Raw genomic sequence first — 14,215 nt, 5'->3', positions numbered from 1 at the left:
GGCGAGCGTTGGCGGTCAGCTTCCGGCGGCGTACGTCACGAAGTCCGCCCATGCGTCGGGGGTTACGGCGAACCGGGGGCCCCGCGCGTGCTTCGAGTCGCGGACGTGGATCGAGCTGGGAGTGGTCGCGACCTCGACGCAGTCGTTGCCGTCGCTGCTGTCGCTGTAGCTGCTCTTGAACCACGCCAGCTCGGGAGCGTCCTCGGCGGAGGTTTTGCGGATCATGTCTCTCCCAGCGCTTGCTCGATGAAGGCCAGCGACTCCCGTGGTGTGAGAGCCTCGGCCCGGATGATGCCATACCGCAGCTCAAGGACCCGGAGCTGTCGCGGATCAGAGACGGGGCGCCCGCCGTGCACGCCATCGGTACGCCCTACCCCAGAGCCATCGTCGAACTTCAGCACCTGGATCTTTCCACCTGTTCCAGGGTGGTCCCAGCGGTTTGTCGGCATCACCTGGATCTCGACGTTCCGCATCTGCCCCACCTCCAGCAGGTGTTCAAGCTGCTGGCGTCGCACCATTGTCCCGCCGATCGGGCGGCGCAGCGTCACTTCTTCCAGGACAAAACTGAGATCCGGTGCCGGTGATCGGTCGAAGATGGAACGCCGGGCCGTACGTGCGGCCACCATGCGTTCCAGCTCATCCTGGGAGTACGCAGGTCGGCGCGTCCCGAGCAGCGCCCGAGCGTGATCTTCCGTCTGCAGGAGACCGTGCAGGTTGTGGTCGCCGTACGACAGCAGCTCGACCGCTTTCGCCTCCATCCGCGCCAGATCCCGAATCTTCTTCGGGTACCGGACCTCCGCCACGTCCTTCTTCATCGCGGCGATCAGCCCACCGGCCCGCAGCACCTCGTCCGCCCTGTCCAGATACTCCGGGCGCGGAATCCGTTTCCCGGCCTCGACCTTGTAGACCTGGTCCTCCCCGTACCCGATCGCCACACCGAACTCGACGGCCCGCATCCCGGCCGTCTCCCGGCGCAGCCTCAACTGCCGCCCCACCGTGGCGACGACCGCCGCACCCGACTCGTCATCGGGGTCGACCTCCCAACCGGGCTCGTCCGTCTCGCCCCCGGGCCGCTCCGTACTGTTCGCATCCACCCGCATCCGCGCCACCTCCGACGTGCCGTCACACCTCGACGCCCTCTACCCGCACGCCCCACCCGGACAGCCCGGACAGCTCCGGACAAGCGCCGGACAGTCACCGTACGCATCCACTTGATCACTGGTCAGCGTATGCATGCCCGGCCACGCTGAGTGACGTGAAACAAGAAATCACCCTCCCTCAACTTCCCGGCCCCGGCCGCACGTTCACCGTGTTGCTCTCGCCCACCAGCCGGGGAGCCAGGCTGGCCCGGCTGCTCACCGCTGCGTATCTGGGCGAGTGGGGGATCCCTTCGGAGTCGGCCGTGCAGATCGTCGCCGAACTGGCCGCCAATGCCATGGTGCACGGCCGCGTACCGGGCAGGGACTTCCGGCTCGACCTCGCGATCCACGACGGCGGCGCGCTCCTGCGGATCGAGGTGAGCGACGCCCGTGGCGAGCGCCTTCCGCCCGGTCCGGGCGACACGGCCGTCCCGGACGGCGACAGCGAATCCGGGCGCGGTCTGCTCATCGTCGAGGCGCTCGCCGACCGTTGGGGAGTCAGCCCCGGTCCCGTCCCCCGCAAGACCGTCTGGGCCGAGCTCGACCTCGTACCGTGACCGCCGCCACCGGATCGCGGATATCCATGATCCGGTGGCCCGCGACGCGGCGCCGTGGGACATCAAAAGCCTTGAATACCTTGGGCAATGAACCTTCCCGAACCCACCCCACCTGCCGTCACCCACACGGGTGAGATCGTCCAACTGAGCTGGATTTCGGGCTGGTTGGCTGGCATATGCTCGCCGCGACGAACAACCCCAGACATGCGACGGCCCCCGGCCGGGACTGGCATCCCGATCGAGGGCCTGACCAACGAGGAAGAAGAGACCTTCCCGATGGATACCCAGCAGATTAGCGCGTCCTCGCGCGCCTCGTCCGGTGTCGTGCACGACAACTCCCGGCACACCAGCCGTTTCACGGTCGTGGGCAACCACCTCACCCAGCACCGTGAGCTCTCCCTCACCGCGATCGGGCTCGCCGCGCACATCCAGTCGCTGCCCGCCGGGGCCAGGATCGGCATCAAGGATCTCGCCGGCCGCTTCCCGGAGAGCGAGGCCCGGATCGCCGCAGCGTTACGCGAACTCGAAGCCCACGGCTATCTGCGACGCACCCGAGCGCGTCTGTCCAACGGCCGGATCGTCACCCGTACGGTCTCCTGCAACCAGCCTGCCGACCGGCGGCTCACGGACGCTCTGCCGGGCGGTGACTGTCCGCCGCGCCCGCAGCGTACGGACCGTCCGCCCGCGCCTTCCAGGCCCTGCATGACGCCCGACCCCGATGACACGCGCCCTGCAAGGCCCCGGGGCCACACAGTGCCCGCACCACGCTGCGAGCCCGCGCCCGCACCACGCCGCGAGCGCGCCCCACGTAGCCGGCCCGCACCCCTGTCCGTACCGAAGCCGGCCTTCCCTGCCGCGTCCCTCCTCCGGACCGCCACCGACCTGCTTGCCGGGCTGCACCACCAGGACCCGCGCCTGCTGCTCTCCGCGCAGGACGTGGACGCCCTGGCCCCGGGGGTTGCTGCATGGCTGGAACGCGAGGTCGGCCCCGACGCCGTACAGCACGCCCTGACCAGCGACCTTCCACCCGAGGGGATGCGCCGCCCCGCCGGACTCCTGGCCCACCGGCTCACCGTCCGGCTTCCGCCACCGCCCCCGTTCCGTGCTCCCGCCGATCTCCCGCCCCGGCCGTTCCCGCTGCAGAACTGCGAGGGCTGCGACAGGGCATTCCGCGCGGCGGAGCCAGGAGAGTGCCCCGACTGCCGGACCGACAACTCCCGTCCGACCGCTCAACAACTCTAGGAAACCCACATGGTCAGCTCGTCCCACGAGGCGATGCACCGCATCTTCCAGGAGTACCCGGGCCTGTTCTCCCGTGTCTCCGAGGTGCTGGGCGTCACGATCGGCCCACCCGCCTCAGCCTCCGTCATGCCCACGGACCTCACCGAGAACCGGCCGCTCGAACGCCGGGTCGACACCTTGCTGCGCATCGACATGGAGGACGACCGGTCCTACCTCCTGGCGATCGAGGCCCAGGGCAAGAAGGACCCGGACAAGCCGGCGAGCTGGATGTACTACCTTTCCTACCTGCAGGCGAAGTACAAGCTGCCGCCCATGCTGCTGGTCGTCTGCCAGGACCGGGCCACCGCCGAATGGGCCGCACGCCCGTTCCGCGTCGGCCATCCGCAATCGCCTGTGCTCACCCTGCAAGCCCTCGTCGCGGGCCCGCACAACATGCCGGTGATCACGGATGTGGCCGAGGCCCGCAAGGACCTGGCATTAGCCACGCTGGCCGCGATCACACACGCAGGCGATCCGGACATCGGTGCCATACTGAAGACGCTGTCGACCACTCTGCGTGATGTACCGGAAACCATCGCCGACCCCATCGTCGAACTCATCGCACAGGGCCTGGGCAACCGCCCGGCCGCACAACAGTGGAGGAATCTGGTGGCCGTGGATCTTTCTTTCTACAAGTCATCCCTCTCGGAGGAGATCCGGGACGAAGGCCGCGCAGAAGGCCGCACAGAAGGCCGTACAGAAGGTTTCGCGCGGGGCATCCTGCTGTTTCTTGCTCAGGCCGGTATCGACGTACCCGACGAGGCGCGCGATCGCATCACGGGCTGCACCGACCTCGACACCCTGAGCCGCTGGCTCCTGCGTGCGCCCACTGCGACATCGGTCGAGGACGTCTTCATCGAGAAGTAGCCGGAGCGCTGCGGCCGGGGCCCGCCGGTGGCCCGCACACTCGGTGAGTCCCGGCCGCACAACAGTGGAGGAATCTGGTGGCCGTGGGCCTTTCTTTCTACAAGTCACCGCTCTCGGAAGAAAACCGGGACGAAGGCCGTGCGGAAGGCGTCGTGCTGGGCATCCTGCTTCTTCTCGCCCAGGCGGGCTTTGACGTGCCCGACGAGGCGCGCGAACGCATCACAGGCTGCACCGACCTCGACATCTTGAACCGCTGGCTCCTGCGCGCCCCCACTGCCGCAACCGTCGAGGACGTCTTCGCAGTGGGGTAGCCGCAGCCGACGAGGAGGAGCGCATCGGCACCTCTCCGGCGGTAGGGCGTAGCGGGAGGGCAGGGGGAGGGACGCCAGAGGGCTTCGCAGCACCTTCAACCGGCGTCGCGACCGCCCGGAGGAGCCTTGCCCGGCACGGGGCCCTGTGCCGCTTCCGACGCCTGATTCTCAGCCGGGTTGCTTGGCCATGACGACCAGACCCGGCCCGGTTTGCTCATCTGCAGGGAGCCGAAGTTCGGCTACTGGGCGCAGTCCAGCCTGCTCGATCAGGTCCACGAGTTGCTCCGGCCGCCATTTGTGTGTCGTCCAACGAACGGGTACACCTCCGTAGGCCTCGGTGCGCACTGCGTCTTCGTCGCCGACGTGTGTTGCGGTGATGAAGTGTCCGCCTGGCTTCAGGGCGCGCGCGAACTGGGCGAGAACCTGAGGAAGGACGTCACGGGGGAGGTTGAACAGTGACCACCACCCGAGCACGCCGCCAAGAGACGCTTCACCAAGGTCGAGGTCGGTGGCAGAGGCGACGCTGAAGCGGCATTGCGGATGAAGACGGCGCGCGTTCTCGATCATGCGGGGGGAGAGATCGACCCCGGACACGTCGAGTCCGCGTTCGGCAAGGTAGGCGGTCACCGTTCCGGGTCCGCAGCCGACGTCGAGGACAGGCCCGAGCTCACTCACGGTGTCAGCGAAGGCGTCGATGGATGCCTTGAGCCATGGATGGCTACGGATGTCGCCGATTCCCGTCGTCACCACCATGTGGGCGTAGTTGTCGGCCACGCGGTCATAGGACTCACGGACCACGTCGAGATCGGCTGGGCGGTCAATATGGTGGGCGCGCATCAGCCAACGATATTATGCGTGGCCGTAGTTGAGGTTCAGGAAGTAGCACTGAGATCGACCTCGGTCGAGCCGGCTGTTCCTGTGGCCGGCGGTACAGCCGGGGTCGAGCAATGCTCAGGACCTGTGGATCAGCCTCGGGTTGGACGTGAAGGGCGTACCTTCCCGAGTGATCGACGTCTGGTCATCGAGTAGGCCGACGTTGCATTGTCGGTCGGCAAGGCACGCCCGCGCTGAGCGGGCGCCTTCGGTGTCGTCCAGCAGGGTGGCGACGGTTGGCGGCAGCGGCAGCGGCAGCGGCTGCGAGGGCGCCTGGGCAGGTAACAGCGCCGCGCAACGCTCACCTGCGCAATACGAAGAGGGAGGCGGCACCCCGAAGGGTGAGCCGCCTCCCGAGCTGCCGCAAGGAGCAGGTTCGTTGCCTACGCTCCTACTTTCCGGCCCACTTCCCGCTCGTGGCGATCGACTTCAGCTGCTGCATGGTCAGCGCGGGTGTCTGCCGCGTGGCCTTCGCGTTCTGGGACCCGGAGTTGAACGCGGACACCACGACCCGGAGGCCGTCCGTGCGGATGGTGTCGGCGGTCCACATCACCACGCCCGCACCGCCCTTCTCGCCCGGGCCCTGATGCGTGACGACCTTCGTCCCGTCCGGCAGCACCTCCGCCCCGGACCCGAACAGCTCCCCCTCCACGTCGGACATGTTCGGCTGCACGTTGATCTGCACCAGGCTCGCGCCCCTGCCGTCATTCACGACGACGTACGCGAATCCGTCGTCACCGTGCTCCGAGGCCACCTTCGCGGACACGGGCAGCAGCGACTTGAGCTTCCTCAGGATCGCCTGGCCGCCCTGCCCCCGCGCCGGCGGCTGCTGTACCGGCTCCGGGGCCGCCTTTCTCAGAGCGTTCATCACGGGCCGCCACTCGTCGGAGGTGACGAGTCCCTTCAACTGCCCAACAGCGAGCGGGGGTTCGGCCCGTGAAACGGCGGCGTCCTTCTCTGCGGGCGCGTTCCATTCGCTGGCATCGACCGTGTAGCCGTCGGGGGTCACGAGATAGGCGTGCCACCTCTTGGTGTCCACGCGCTTGTCAGGGTATTCGTACCCGCGCAACACCATCAGGCGCGAACCGTCGGAAAGCGTCTCATTCCGGCAGGAGTCGTACGGCACGAAGGTCTTGTCGGGGCATTCGAGCTGCTGCTCCGCCTGCGTGCCGTCCGGGTCGATGGCGCCGACGCTCACACCGATCGCAGCCTTGCCCTTGCCATCGTCGAAGACGAGGTGCGCCGACGGCCCGAACCGGTCGGCCGTACCGCGCCCCGACTGCCCGCTGACCTTCCCCTCCGGCAGCAGCCCCTCCAACGTCTCGATCACCTGCTGCGCCGAGAGCTGCGGCCCCTTGCCGGGCGACGACTTCGTCGAAGGGCCGGTCTCCTGCACCTTCGGCTGCGCGGCCACGCCGGCCCTGCCCTGCCCCGAGCCGCCACCGAACGCCCCTGTGGCGTACGACGCCCCGAACCCCACGACGGCGAGCGCCGCGACGCTGCCGGTCACGGCCGCGACCCGCCTGCGCCGCAGCCCCCGCCGGCCGCGCACGACGCCGCCGTCCACCAGCGGGCGCCCCTCCACGGAGAAGTCCTCCCCGGTGCGGCGCAGCGCGTCACCGAGCCCGCCTTCGAACGCGTCCAGTTCCTCCCGCGTTCCAGACATGCCAAACCACCACCATTTATCGTAAAAGTCAGTCGGACTGATCAGTGCGCGGCGAACTCTCCGATGCTGTCGCCCAGTTGCATCCTCAGCCGGGCGAGTGCACGGGTACTGCGGGTGCGTACGGCTGCGGAGCTGACGTTGAGGACGTCCGCAGTCTCCGTGACAGACCGGTCCTCCCAGTACCGCAGCACGACCACCGCCCGGTCCTTCGCCGGCAGCTTCCGCAGCGCGTCCAGGAGCGTGATCCGCAGCGAGGCGTCCCCCTGCGCGGCCGTCTCCGCGGGAATCTCGTCACTCGGCCGCTCTCCCGACGAACGCCGCCGCTGGTGCGCCAGAAAGACACGCACAAGAACGGTCTGCGCGTACGCCGCCGGATTGCCGAGCTTCGACGACCGGCCCCACACCACATACATCCGCCCGAGCGTCTCCTGCACCAGATCCTCGGCGAGATAGGTGTCACCGCTGGTCAACAGGCACGCCGAACGGAAGAGATGCCCCATGCGGGCCGCCGCGAACTCCCGGAAGCCGCTCTCCTGGGACCGTCTCATCCGCCGCCCTCCCCCTTGCCTCGTCGCCTACACCATTTAGATGCGGTGGGGGCGGCGAGATGTTTCACCCGAGTCGCTTTTTCTCTCCGCGAGCTCATCGGCGAGTAGTTCCCGCAGCGCCCCGACCACCGAGGTGCCGGTCCCCTCCAGCGCTTAGAGGCCGTGCGCCATCGCTCGTATGCCTCTTACACGCGGAGGCGGGCGTAAACCCCGGTTGTTGAGCCCGCGCGTGTACTACGCCAACTGTGCGGCGGCACGCGCCGCCGAGCCACCCCCGCTACCGCGTCGACTAACCACGTCGTAGTGGGTGGCGGGTCGCCGGTTTTGAAGGTGTGTTCAAGGTCGGAGGGACGCCAGAGGGCTTCCGGGGCCGCTCACAGCCCCCGGTACTTCGGTGTACGCCGTTCAACGAAGCTCGCCACGCCCTCGTTGGCGTCCTGCGTCGTCATATTGATCTCCTGGGCCATCGCCTCGGCCGCGAACGCCGTCGCCCGGTCGGACTCCAGCGACGCGTTCACCAGCTGCTTGGTGTGGGCGATCGCACGGGTCGGTCCGTCAGCCAGCCGCTGCGCCCACGCCCGGGCGGTCGCTGCCAACTCCTCGTCCGGCACCACCCGGTTGATCAGCCCGAGGTGTTCCGCCTCCGCCGCCGTGAGCGAATCGCCGAAGAACATCAGCTCCTTGGTGCGCTGCGGGCCGATCAGCCGCGGCAGCAGATACGCGCCGCCGCCGTCGGGTACGAGGCCGCGGCGTACGAACACCTCGATGAACTTCGCCGATTCGGCGGCCAGCACCAGATCGCAGGCGAAGGCGAGGTGCGCGCCGATTCCGGCCGCCGTGCCGTTGACGGCCGCGATGACCGGCTTCTCGCAGTCCAGGACCGCGGCGATCAGGCGCTGAGCGCCGAGCCGGATCGTACGGGCGACATCGCCCGGCACTCGGTCGCCCGTCGACGGGGCGCCGCGCAGGTCGGCGCCCGCGCAGAAGCCGCGGCCGGTGGCGGTGAGGACGACGGCCCGGACAGCCGGGTCGGCGGAGGCCGCGGCGAGCAGGGCGATGACACGTTCCCGCTGGTCCCAGGTGACGGCGTTCATCGCTTCGGGGCGGTTGAGCGTGATCCAGGAGACGCCGTTGTCAGTGGTGTGGAGTACCAATGAGTCGAGCGGGTCGGTGGACTCGGTGGACTCGGCGGTGTCTTCGGGGGAGGACGGCATGAGGCAGCTCCTGGGTAGGTGGGTCGGCCGGTGGCGCGGCTTTCGAGGCGGTCGGCCGGGTGACCGGTCAGCGGCAGACGGCGAGTGCGTCCAGCGCCACCGCGCCCTGCCCGCGCCCCAGCACCATCAGCGGGTTGATGTCCAGCTCGGCGAGGTCGTCGCCCAGTTCCAGGGCCATCCGCTGCACCCGCAGCACGACCTCGACGAGCGCGTCCACATCCACCGGCGGACCGCCGCGCACGCCCTCCAGCAGGGCTCGGCCGCGCAGTTCGGCCAGCATCGACCGCGCCTGGTCCTCGCCGAACGGCGGCACGCGCACCGCCGCGTCGTGCAGCACCTCGACCAGTACACCGCCGAGCCCGACCGTCACCGTCGGCCCGAACAAGGCGTCGTGCGTGACGCCGACCATCATCTCGACGCCGCGCTCGACCATCTGGCAGACCAGGATTCCGTCCAGCTCGACGCCCTCGTACCGTGCGATGTCCGTCAGTTCGCGGTACGCGTCGCGCACCTGGCTGGCGGAGGTGAGTCCGATCTTGACCAGGCCCAGCTCGGTCTTGTGGGCGAGCTGGGCACCCGACGCCTTCATGACGACCGGATAGCCGACCTGCCCGGCGGCGCGGACGGACGCCGCGGCGCTGGTCACCAGCTGCTCGCGCGGAACGCGGATTCCGTACGCCCGCAGCAGCTGCTTCGCCGCGTGCTCGCTCAGCTGGTGTCCCGGGCGCATCAGTGCCTGCGCCTTGCGGAACGAGGGCGACGGCGTGCGCGGCGCCTCGTCGAAGGGGGAGCGGTAGGAGGCGGCGAAGCGGTGGTGATCCAGATAGGCCTTCACGGCGGTGATGCAGTTGCCGAAGGTACGGAAGGTGGCGACGCGGGACGAGCCGAGCAGCGTCGTGCGGTACGCGTCCTCCGTACCGACGGGCGAGCCCCACACCACGCACACCAGCTTGTCCGTGGTCTCCGCCGCGTCGACCAGGTCCTGCGCGAGCCTGTCGCTCATCGGGGGGAAGGGGCCGGTGATCGGACAGATCAGCACCCCGACGGCGGGGTCGGCGAGGATGGCGTCGATGATCTTCCGGCCGCGCCAGTCGCCGACCGGATGGCCGCCGTTGTCGACCGGGTTCGCCACGTTCAGATAGCCGGGGATCCACTCGTGGAGCTCGCGCTGCTTCTCCTCGGACAGGGTGGGGATCTTCAGCCCCGCGCCGGTCGCCAGGTCCGAGAAGTGCGCGCCCGTGCCGCCCGAGATCGAATACACGACGACCCCGTCGGCCTGCGGCTTCCGCGCCCGGGCCAGCAGGGCGGCGGTGTCCTGGAGTTCGTCGAGCCCGTCCACCCGGATCACGCCGAACTGCCGCATCGCCGCGTCCACCACCTGGTCGGCGCCCGTCAGCTTGCCGGTGTGTGAGGCGGCCATCCGGGCCCCCGTCTCCGTACGCCCCACCTTGACCACCACCACCGGAACGCCGGCCCGTGCCGCCCGGTCCGCGGCCAGCAGAAAGGAGCGGCCGTCCTTCAGGCCCTCCACGTAGCAGGCGATGGCCCCGACTTCTGGGCGCTGCGAGAAGTACGAGATGAAGTCGGCGGCCTCCAGATCCGCCTCGTTGCCCGTGGGCGCCCAGTGCGAGAGCCGCACGCCCAGCTCCTGAAGGGTGTAGACGGGGCGGCCCTGGTGACCGGACTGAGTGATCAGCGCGATGGCCGGCCCGTCCAGATCGTCCCGGAACTCCTCGAAGGCGTTGAGGTTGGTGTTCGGCCCGAGCAGCCGCAGCCCGGACCGCTCCACCGCCGCGGCCAGCCGCGCCTGGGCGGCGGCGCCCTCCTCACCGGTCTCGGCGAACCCGGAGGCGAAGGCCACGGCGAACTTCACCTTGGACTGCGCGATTTCCTCGATCACCGGGAGCGGATCACCGACCAGCAGCACGGCCAGATCGACCTGCTCCGGCAGGTCCGCGACGGAAGGAGAACAGGCCCGCCCGAACACGGACTCCCGGCTGGGATGCACGGGATACAGCCGTGCCCCGACCCGCTCGGCCCAGCCGATCAGCTGTCGGGTGATTCCGGTGTTGGGCCGCCCCTCGGTGTCGGACGCGCCGATGACGGCGACGGACTCGGGCCGGAAGAACCGGTCCAGATCCGGCACGGGCGCGTGCAGCGGGCGGCCGCTGACATCGAGATCGCCCTCCGCGGCGGTGGCCGCCATGCTGTGGACGATGGCATGCGGCTCTTCGCCGCAGGCCACCACCCTGGCGCGGAAGTCGGTGGTGAGGGTGCCGTGAGTCGATCCAAGCATCGTTCCGCCCACTCCTGCTCGAAGTCCGTCGGGTGATCGTGCCCGGCCAGCCCGAAGCTGACACACTGTCAGGTTACTGAACTGACGGCCCGTCAGGAATGGGTATGCAGGCAAAGGCTGATCCGGACGCACGGAAGGGTGGGCGGGATTGTCGGAACTGCGCGAGCTCGGGGGAAGCGCGCGTGCCACTCCCCATGAGTCTGCGACTCTGTCGTCGGCGGGACGTTTAATCGATACTCCGCTTGAGGTGATCGGCGAGCCGGAAGAGCCAGTCCTGGATTTCGGACTCGGCCGGCCCGACGTCCGGCACTGGATGGAACTCGCCGAGGCGCAAGCGCAGGCGGCCGGGAGGATTCCGGGCATACGCGCGCAACTGGAGTTCGGCTACCGACAGGGCTCAGGGTCGGGTGTGCCAGGTGTGGTGCATGTATGCGAGCAGGGCATCGCTCGGCCTGTCGGCCCCGTCGTCTGCGGGCTGACCCGGACAGGCACGCATCGCCTGATCCAACTCGCCGTAGAGGCGATCGAATTCGAGCGGCTTCGTGGACGCATGGACAGCCCCAGGGTCTGTCCGGCGAGTCGAGTGACTGCTGAGCATGCTGATCGTTCCGGTCGGCGGGGGCAGGGTGGCTTGTCGAACGAAGAATGTGACCGTTGCTGCCGTACGTCTCCGACCCCGCTCCCGACCCGCCGGGCGGCCCCTAGGGCAGCCCGCAGGGCAGGCCGTCTTGCCTCACGGTGGGCTATTTCGACCGGTAGCAAGCTGATTCGACGGTGACCTCCAGGAGGTCCGGGGCGTTTCCGACTTTGCTCGCTTTGTGCAACCGTACGTCGACTGCGATACTTGGTCGGCTCTTTCGGAATGGCGTCCAGCTCCAGCTGGTATCTCGCCTTCGTCTCGTTCAGAACCATTCGGTTCGCCTCGTCGCGAACGTCGGACGGGAGGCCGTTCATCGATCCGATGGAATTCGGATGGACGGCCAGATAGTCGGCCCGCTGCTCCGAGGTGAGATTCTTCCACCACTCCGCGTTCTCCTCGGGCGTGGCTTCCTTCGGCGGGGCCTTGATGCTGTCCAGGTAGGGGTCGGCGGCCTTGAGTACCCCACCCCGGTCGGACTTCACGTCCACCCAATCCCGGTCCGAGACCACGAGGTCGTCGTCGGCCTTGAGGGCGCGGAGCTTCGGCGCCCACTTCGCGTCTGCGTCAGTGGCTTCCTTCAAGGCATCTGCTATCCGGTCGGCGTAGCCGAGGGCCGCTCCGTAGTGGGGGTTCGGGCGGATGTTCACCGCCTGGCGCTCCAGGGCGTCGGACGTCGGGCTACCCCCGGCGCTGCCGGTCACTGTGCCGCCCGCATACTTCCTGTTCCGGCGGCCGGACGCACGGACATCCATTCCGGATTCCGGGACATGGCCCGCGGACGGGGCGCCGGGACAGGCTTCTCGTATGACACAGGAAGCACAGAACGCTCGTACAGACCGGCCCGTACTCGTCATCGGAGGTACCGGCAAGACCGGACGCAGGGTCGTGGAACGGCTGCGGGAGCAAGGGGTGGAGACGCGGGTGGCGTCGCGGTCCGGGGAGACACCGTTCGACTGGGACGACCGGGGGACCTGGGGCGCGGCGCTGGAGGGGGTCGCGGCGGTGTACATCGTTCCGCTGGACCTCGCTCCCTCCCGGACGCCCTCCCTGGTGGAGCAGGCCGTGGCGGGCGGGGCCGGGAGACTGGTGCTGCTGTCCGCCCGGGGCGCCGACGTGCCGGGGTACTTCGGGGATTCCTACGACGGGACCGGGCCGCACCTGGAGGGGGAGATCGCGGTGCGGGCCTCGGGGGTGCCGTGGACGATCCTGCGGCCCGGCTGGTTCGCGCAGAACTTCAGCGAGGGGGTCTTCCGCGACGGGGTGATCGGCGGTGAGCTGGCTCTGCCCGCCGGGGACGGGGCCGCCGCGTTCGTCGACGCGGAGGACATCGCGGATGTCGCGGTCGCCGCGCTCACCCGGCCCGGCCACGAGGGTCAGGTGTACGAGCTGTCCGGACCGCGGGCGCTCACCGTCGACGACGCCCTGGCCGAGATCGCGAAGGTCACCGGGCGGCGGGCCGGGTACGTCCCGGTTCCCGAGCAGGAGTTCGTGGCGGGACTGGTCGCCCAGGGGATGTCCCCCGAGGAAGCGGCGCTGTGGACGGACGCGATGAAGCCGATCCGTACGAGCCAGGAGGCTCCGGTCGTCGATGGAGTGCGGCGCGCGCTGGGGCGCGCGCCGCGGGACTTCGGCACGTTCGTGCGCAAGGCGGCCGACGCGGGCGCCTGGACCGGCTGAGCCCGGGGCCCGGGGCCCGGGGATCCGGGGATCCGGGGATCCGGGGCCCGGGGATCCGGGGAAGAGGAAAAGGGGCGGGGCGTCAACCTGCCGGGGCCTCCCGGTCCAGCTCGCCCCGTACCGTGGGCTCGCGGCGGTACGCGCTCGGGTTGACGCCCCGGACCCGTTTGAACGCCGCGCTGAAGCCGAACGCGTCGGCGTACCCCACCCGGCGGGCCACCGCCGCCACCGTCAGTTCCTGGCGGCTCAGCAGATCGGCGGCGAGCGTCATGCGCCATTCCGTCAGATACGCCACCGGGCCCTCGCCGACCAGTTCGGTGAACCGTTTGGCGAACGTGGTGCGCGAGACCCCGGCCCGCGCGGCCAGCTCCGCCGTCGTCCACGGACGCGCCGGCTCCTCGTGCAGGGCACGCAGCGCCGGGCCCGCCACCTCGTCGCCGAGCGCGCGATACCACATGGGCGGGGCCGCCTCCGGGCGGTCGAACCAGTCGCGCAGCGTGCACACCAGCAGCCAGTCCAGCAGCCGGTCCAGCACGATCTGCCGGCCCGGCCGCGTCCTGCCGATCTGAGCCTCCAGATAGTCGCGCAGCGGCGAACAGTCCTCTTCGTCCGGTACGACGAGCACCGGAGGAAGGACCCTGAGCAGCCGTCGCGGAACCTCGGCGTGCACGTCGTAGGCGGCGGCCAGCAGTACGGTGGGGCCGCTGAGTTCGTCCGGCGGTGCCGGGTCGGTACCCGGTCCGGCGTCCCAGCGCACCTCTCGTACGGACGCACCCGGGCCCGTACCCGTGGCCGGGTCGTCGGTGAAGACGAACGGGGCCGGCCCCCGTACGATCGCCGCCTCGCCGACCCGCACCCGGCGCGCGGCGCGATCACCGTTGTCGCTGCCCTCGTCGACGCCTTCTCCGCTCCCGCCCTCCGGGACGATCCAGCCCTCGCCGCGCAGCGGCACGCACAGGGTCAGATACGCGCCGTCCGTGAACCTCAGCGACCACGGCGGCCACAGCACCGAGCGGCCGAAGAGCGCCCCCTTCCCCCGCACACCACGCAACAACTCGTCGAACACGTCCATGCGCCAACGGTACGCACACGGGGCGGCGGACCGGCCGGAGAGAGATCGCCGCGCTGCTCTTTGATCACGTACGC

The 14,215-nt window shown here is 69.6% G+C and carries 13 protein-coding genes and 1 pseudogene; 5 read left to right on the top strand and 9 right to left on the bottom strand.

The features are described 5' to 3' along the window. Window positions 1-15: 15 nt before the first annotated feature. Together OG953_RS18530 and OG953_RS18525 are read right to left on the bottom strand one after the other, a co-directional pair. Window positions 16-225: a DUF397 domain-containing protein gene (locus tag OG953_RS18530; protein WP_405685492.1), complete on the bottom strand. Its 210-nt coding sequence runs from the start codon at window positions 223-225 to the stop codon at window positions 16-18. After that, entirely contained in the window at window positions 222-1,100 is an 879-nt protein-coding gene (locus OG953_RS18525; RefSeq protein WP_405685491.1) for a helix-turn-helix domain-containing protein, read from the bottom strand. The genes OG953_RS18530 and OG953_RS18525 overlap by 4 nt, the downstream gene beginning before the upstream one ends. Window positions 1,101-1,255: 155 nt before the next feature. Between OG953_RS18525 and OG953_RS18520 the strand changes: the two genes are divergently transcribed. From OG953_RS18520 to OG953_RS18505, 4 genes are all read left to right on the top strand, one after another. Next, window positions 1,256-1,696 (top strand): ATP-binding protein, encoded by a 441-nt coding sequence (locus OG953_RS18520; protein ID WP_405685489.1) that lies wholly within the window; start codon window positions 1,256-1,258, stop codon window positions 1,694-1,696. Between the two features lie 276 nt (window positions 1,697-1,972). Further along, window positions 1,973-2,938, top strand: coding sequence for a helix-turn-helix domain-containing protein (locus tag OG953_RS18515; RefSeq protein ID WP_405691908.1), 966 nt, complete (start codon window positions 1,973-1,975; stop codon window positions 2,936-2,938). A 9-nt stretch (window positions 2,939-2,947) separates the two neighbouring features. After that, a complete protein-coding gene (locus tag OG953_RS18510; protein ID WP_405685487.1) occupies window positions 2,948-3,844 on the top strand; it encodes a hypothetical protein in 897 nt (298 codons plus the stop codon). Between the two features lie 77 nt (window positions 3,845-3,921). After that, window positions 3,922-4,155 (top strand): hypothetical protein, encoded by a 234-nt coding sequence (locus OG953_RS18505; protein ID WP_405685485.1) that lies wholly within the window; start codon window positions 3,922-3,924, stop codon window positions 4,153-4,155. 168 nt (window positions 4,156-4,323) lie between these two features. Here OG953_RS18505 and OG953_RS18500 read toward each other — a convergent pair whose 3' ends face one another. From OG953_RS18500 to OG953_RS18475, 6 genes and pseudogenes are all read right to left on the bottom strand, one after another. Then, window positions 4,324-4,992 carry a class I SAM-dependent methyltransferase gene (locus OG953_RS18500; RefSeq protein ID WP_405685483.1) on the bottom strand — a complete coding sequence of 223 codons (669 nt, stop codon included), beginning with the start codon at window positions 4,990-4,992 and terminating at the stop codon, window positions 4,324-4,326. A 427-nt stretch (window positions 4,993-5,419) separates the two neighbouring features. Continuing rightward, on the bottom strand, window positions 5,420-6,694 hold the full coding sequence (locus OG953_RS18495) for a hypothetical protein (protein WP_405685482.1): 1,275 nt from the start codon (window positions 6,692-6,694) through the stop codon (window positions 5,420-5,422). 41 nt (window positions 6,695-6,735) lie between these two features. Next, complete coding sequence (locus OG953_RS18490; RefSeq protein ID WP_405685480.1) at window positions 6,736-7,242, bottom strand: SigE family RNA polymerase sigma factor; 507 nt, start codon at window positions 7,240-7,242, stop codon at window positions 6,736-6,738. Window positions 7,243-7,616: 374 nt separating this feature from the next. After that, window positions 7,617-8,456, bottom strand: coding sequence for an enoyl-CoA hydratase/isomerase family protein (locus OG953_RS18485; RefSeq protein WP_405685479.1), 840 nt, complete (start codon window positions 8,454-8,456; stop codon window positions 7,617-7,619). 67 nt (window positions 8,457-8,523) lie between these two features. Continuing rightward, the gene (locus OG953_RS18480) at window positions 8,524-10,752 is read right to left on the bottom strand and encodes an acetate--CoA ligase family protein (protein WP_405685477.1); all 2,229 of its coding nucleotides are present in this window, start codon (window positions 10,750-10,752) and stop codon (window positions 8,524-8,526) included. Window positions 10,753-10,922: 170 nt separating this feature from the next. Next, window positions 10,923-11,350, bottom strand: a pseudogene (locus tag OG953_RS18475) (hypothetical protein); the annotation flags it as partial. 846 nt (window positions 11,351-12,196) lie between these two features. On the opposite strand from OG953_RS18475, the gene OG953_RS18470 reads away from it, so the two are divergent. After that, the gene (locus OG953_RS18470; RefSeq protein ID WP_405685476.1) at window positions 12,197-13,069 is read left to right on the top strand and encodes an NAD(P)H-binding protein; all 873 of its coding nucleotides are present in this window, start codon (window positions 12,197-12,199) and stop codon (window positions 13,067-13,069) included. A gap of 82 nt (window positions 13,070-13,151) precedes the next feature. On the opposite strand, the gene OG953_RS18465 is transcribed toward OG953_RS18470, so the two are convergent. Then, window positions 13,152-14,141, bottom strand: a complete 990-nt coding sequence (locus OG953_RS18465; protein WP_405685475.1) for an AraC family transcriptional regulator — start codon at window positions 14,139-14,141, stop codon at window positions 13,152-13,154. Window positions 14,142-14,215 lie beyond the last annotated feature (74 nt).

It is taken from the genome of Streptomyces sp. NBC_00057 (assembly GCF_045041165.1).
Classification (GTDB): Bacteria; Actinomycetota; Actinomycetes; order Streptomycetales; family Streptomycetaceae; genus Streptomyces.
Note: the sequence above shows the minus strand (reverse complement) of the source record. Positions and strands in the feature narration are given on the sequence as shown.